The 3,149-nt window shown below is 77.4% G+C and carries 5 protein-coding genes; 2 read left to right on the top strand and 3 right to left on the bottom strand.

What is annotated here, in order from left to right:
• Positions 1-30 precede the first annotated feature (30 nt).
• The 3 genes from ACIQOV_RS34470 to ACIQOV_RS34480 all read right to left on the bottom strand — a co-directional run bounded on the left by ACIQOV_RS34470 (position 31) and on the right by ACIQOV_RS34480 (position 1,457).
• Positions 31-402, bottom strand: a complete 372-nt coding sequence (locus ACIQOV_RS34470; RefSeq protein WP_401054770.1) for an STAS domain-containing protein — start codon at positions 400-402, stop codon at positions 31-33.
• Positions 403-516: 114 nt separating this feature from the next.
• On the bottom strand, positions 517-1,011 hold the full coding sequence (locus ACIQOV_RS34475; RefSeq protein ID WP_401054772.1) for an ATP-binding protein: 495 nt from the start codon (positions 1,009-1,011) through the stop codon (positions 517-519).
• A gap of 11 nt (positions 1,012-1,022) precedes the next feature.
• Positions 1,023-1,457: an STAS domain-containing protein gene (locus tag ACIQOV_RS34480; RefSeq protein WP_401054774.1), complete on the bottom strand. Its 435-nt coding sequence runs from the start codon at positions 1,455-1,457 to the stop codon at positions 1,023-1,025.
• A 376-nt stretch (positions 1,458-1,833) separates the two neighbouring features.
• Here ACIQOV_RS34480 and ACIQOV_RS34485 point away from each other — a divergent pair, with 376 nt between their 5' ends.
• Positions 1,834-2,505, top strand: a complete 672-nt coding sequence (locus ACIQOV_RS34485) for a phosphoribosyltransferase (RefSeq protein WP_401054776.1) — start codon at positions 1,834-1,836, stop codon at positions 2,503-2,505.
• 64 nt (positions 2,506-2,569) lie between these two features.
• Positions 2,570-3,127 (top strand): GNAT family N-acetyltransferase, encoded by a 558-nt coding sequence (locus ACIQOV_RS34490; protein ID WP_401054778.1) that lies wholly within the window; start codon positions 2,570-2,572, stop codon positions 3,125-3,127.
• Positions 3,128-3,149 lie beyond the last annotated feature (22 nt).

Below are 3,149 nucleotides of genomic sequence, written 5' to 3' on the forward strand. Positions count from 1 at the left end.
GGGCGGCAGGCCCCAGCGGCCCCACCGGCCTCAGCCCGGCACGGTCTCGCGGATCGGAAAGGCGTCGGTGGCGCCGGTGAGTTCGAGCATCCGCAGGATCAGCGGCCGGGGCCGGGCCAGCTCGATCCGGCTGCCGTCCACCGCCGCCCGGGCCTTGGCCCGCAGCAGGGCGTTGAGCCCGGTGGAGTCGCAGAACTCCAGTCCGGCGCAGTCCACCACGACCACGCCGGCCGGCTCGGCGAAAGCCCGGTCGAGCGCGGCCCGCAGGTCCCCGCTGGAGTCGAGGTCGAGCTCGCCGACCAGCACCAGGACGGTGCCCAGGGCCCACGGCCGGACCTCGATGCTGAGCCCCTCGGCCCGGTCGACGGCCGGGTCCCCGGACTTCGGCGGGCGCTGCGTCATGGCTCCGCGCTCCTCTCGCTCGGTGAGGACCGGGCTCGGTCGATGCCGGCGCTCACACCCCTGCGGCTGTCCGCTGCGGAACGCCGGAAACCCCCGGGCGGGGACGGGCCGCGATCAGCCGGGCCGCTGCGGCTCCCCGGGCGCCCCGCCCGCCCCGGCCGTCGTCAGGGCCGGCGGGCGCGGCACCTCCAGCCAGACCAGCTTCCCGCCGTCCTCGGGCCGGGATCCCCAGGCGTCGGCGAGCCGGTCCACCACCCGCAGCCCGTGCCCGCCCGGCCGCCCCGCACCGGCGAAGGGGCGCAGCCGCGGCGGGACGGGACTGGCGTCCGCGACCTCCACCCGCAGCCGGGCGCCGTCCCAGTGGAGCCGCAGCTCGCGCGGGCCGCCGGGGGCGTGCAGGCAGGCGTTGGTGACCAGTTCGGAGACCATCAGCAGGACGTCCTCGGCCGCGGCCCGCCGGTCCTCGTCGGGGGCCGGCAGCCACTGCCAGGACACCAGCGCCCGCCGGCTGAACTCCCGGCTGCGCTGCACCGCGCCGGCGCTGCCCTCCAGCGCCAGCCGCCTGCTCTGCTCCCGACTCGGCGGCCCACCGTTCCCGGGGCGGTCCACGGTCTGCCTCCTCACCTCGGCTCGGGCGGTGCGGCCGGCCCGGCCGGGCCCTCGCCGGGCGCCTCCAGCGCCGTGCGGAGGTCGGGGTGGACCCGCAGCACGCCGTCGGCCCCGGTGATCGCGAGCAGTCGCACCACCAGCGGGCCGGCGCCCGCCAGCTCCAGCCGCACCCCGTCCCCCTCGGCGTCCAGCCGGGCGCGCAGCAGGACGTTCAACCCGGTCGAGTCGCAGAACCGCAGGCCGGCGAGGTCGACGACGATCCGCTCGATGCCGGACGCCGACGGCGGCCGGGCGAGGGCGGTCCGCAGGTCGTCCGCGGTGTCGTGGTCCAGCTCCCCGGTGACGGTGACGATCCGTACCGGCCCCCGGTCCCCGACCTCGACCCACAGGCCGCCGGACTCGTGCTCCCCGGTGGGTTCGCAGGGTTGCTCGGATGGCCGTGGCATGGCTCGCTCCCGGTCCGGTGGGGACGGCGGGGCGCCGTCCCGACCATCATCGCGCGCGCCGTGCCGGGCCGCGCGGACGGCCGTACCCGCGAGTATCCCGGGTGCGGGCGGGAGCACCGTCCGTCGGTCGTCCATGCCCCGCGTCTGCCCGAACCCGGCCGGGACACACGTACCGCCGCCGGCCCGGGAGCACGTCCCGGGCCGCCCGCGCGGGCCGGCGCGCGCGGACGTTTCGCGCGCAGACGTTTCGCGCGAGGACGTTAGAGCCCGCCGTGGCGGGGAAGTCGCCTTGGTGGCGGGGCCGCGGGACGCTCGCCGGTTCCTGCCGCCCCGGGGCCCGGCAGGGGCACGAACGCAGGAGAACAAGGACGGACCCGTGAGATTCCTCGACCGCAGCACCGCCGGACACCAGCTGGCCCGCAGGCTCGCCCCGCTGCTGAGCGGGCGGGCCGGTACCGGGGTGGTGGTTCTCGGGCTCGCCCCCGGCGGGCTGCCGGTGGCGGCGGAGGTCGCCGAGGCCCTGGACGCCCCGCTCGACGCCACGGTGGTCCGGTCACTGGCCGTCCGCGGCCACGACCGCCCGATCGGCGCGATCGCCGACGGCGACGCGCCGCTGGTCGACCGGCACACCCTGAGGAACCTCGGCGTCACCGCGGCCGAGCTGGGCGCGAGCGTCAAGCGGGAGCGGGTGGAGGTCCACCGCCGCGAGGCGCTCTACCGCCCGGGCCGGGACCGGCTGCCGTTGGACGGGCGCACCGTCGTCCTGGTTTCCGACGGCCTGACCGACGCCCTCACCGCCCGGGCGGCCGTCCACGCCCTCGCCGCCGACCACCCGGCGCGGCTGATCCTCGCGGCGCCGGTCTGCGACGCCCGGATCGCGGCCGACCTGCGCCGGGACGTGGACGCGGTGGTCTGCCTCCATCTGCCCCGCTACGCGCACGCCGCCGGGCCCTGGTACGGCGAGTTCCACGAGGTCACCGACCGCGAGGCGGCCGTCCTGCTGCAGCGGCGCACCCCGGTCGGCCGCGCCGGTGCCGGCCGGGGCTGAGCCGCGTCCGGCTCCGCGACAAAATCCTTTGCCGGGCAGAGGGTGTACGGACCATCCTCCTGCCATGAACCATCCCCAGCACGTCATCGCCATGGACGGGGCCGTCCTTCGCCGCTTCGACGGCGAGTCGGACCTGTCCGAGTTCTTCGCGGTCATCGAGGAGTCGTTGGAGCACTTGCGGCCCTGGATGCCCTGGGTGGCCGAGCACAGCCGGGCCAAGACCGCCGAGTTCCTCACCGGCCGGGCGGAACTCTGGGCGAGCGGGCAGGACTTCACGTACGCGATCGTTCTCGACGGCGCGATCGTCGGCGCCTGCGGGCTGTTCCGGCGCGAGGACACCCCGGCCGGGGTCCGAGAGATCGGCTACTGGCTGCACCCCGCCGCCACCGGGCGCGGGCTGGCCACCCGGAGCGTGCGGGCCCTGGCCGGTGAGGCCTTCCGTCTCCCCGGGGTGGAGTACGTCGAGATCGTCCACGACCCGGCCAACCGGGCCAGCGGCGCCGTCCCGGCCCGCCTCGGCTTCACCGAGTACCTGCGCCGCCCGGCGGAGGCGCTCGCCCCGGCCGAGACCGGGGAGGAACTGGTCTGGCGGCTGCCCCGGGAGCAGGCCCCGGCCCGGTGAGCCCGGCGGTCCGCAGCCAGGG

It is taken from the genome of Kitasatospora sp. NPDC091257 (assembly GCF_044757675.1).
In the GTDB taxonomy this organism is placed as follows: Bacteria; Actinomycetota; Actinomycetes; order Streptomycetales; family Streptomycetaceae; genus Kitasatospora; species Kitasatospora lactacystinica.

Excerpts from the sequence above, each read along its gene's own strand:
- ACIQOV_RS34470 (WP_401054770.1), bottom strand. The coding sequence starts at position 402 with ATGACGCAGCGCCCGCCGAAGTCCGGGGACCCGGCCGTCGACCGGGCC.
- ACIQOV_RS34480 (WP_401054774.1), bottom strand. The coding sequence starts at position 1,457 with ATGCCACGGCCATCCGAGCAACCCTGCGAACCCACCGGGGAGCACGAG.
- ACIQOV_RS34490 (WP_401054778.1), top strand. The coding sequence starts at position 2,570 with ATGAACCATCCCCAGCACGTCATCGCCATGGACGGGGCCGTCCTTCGC.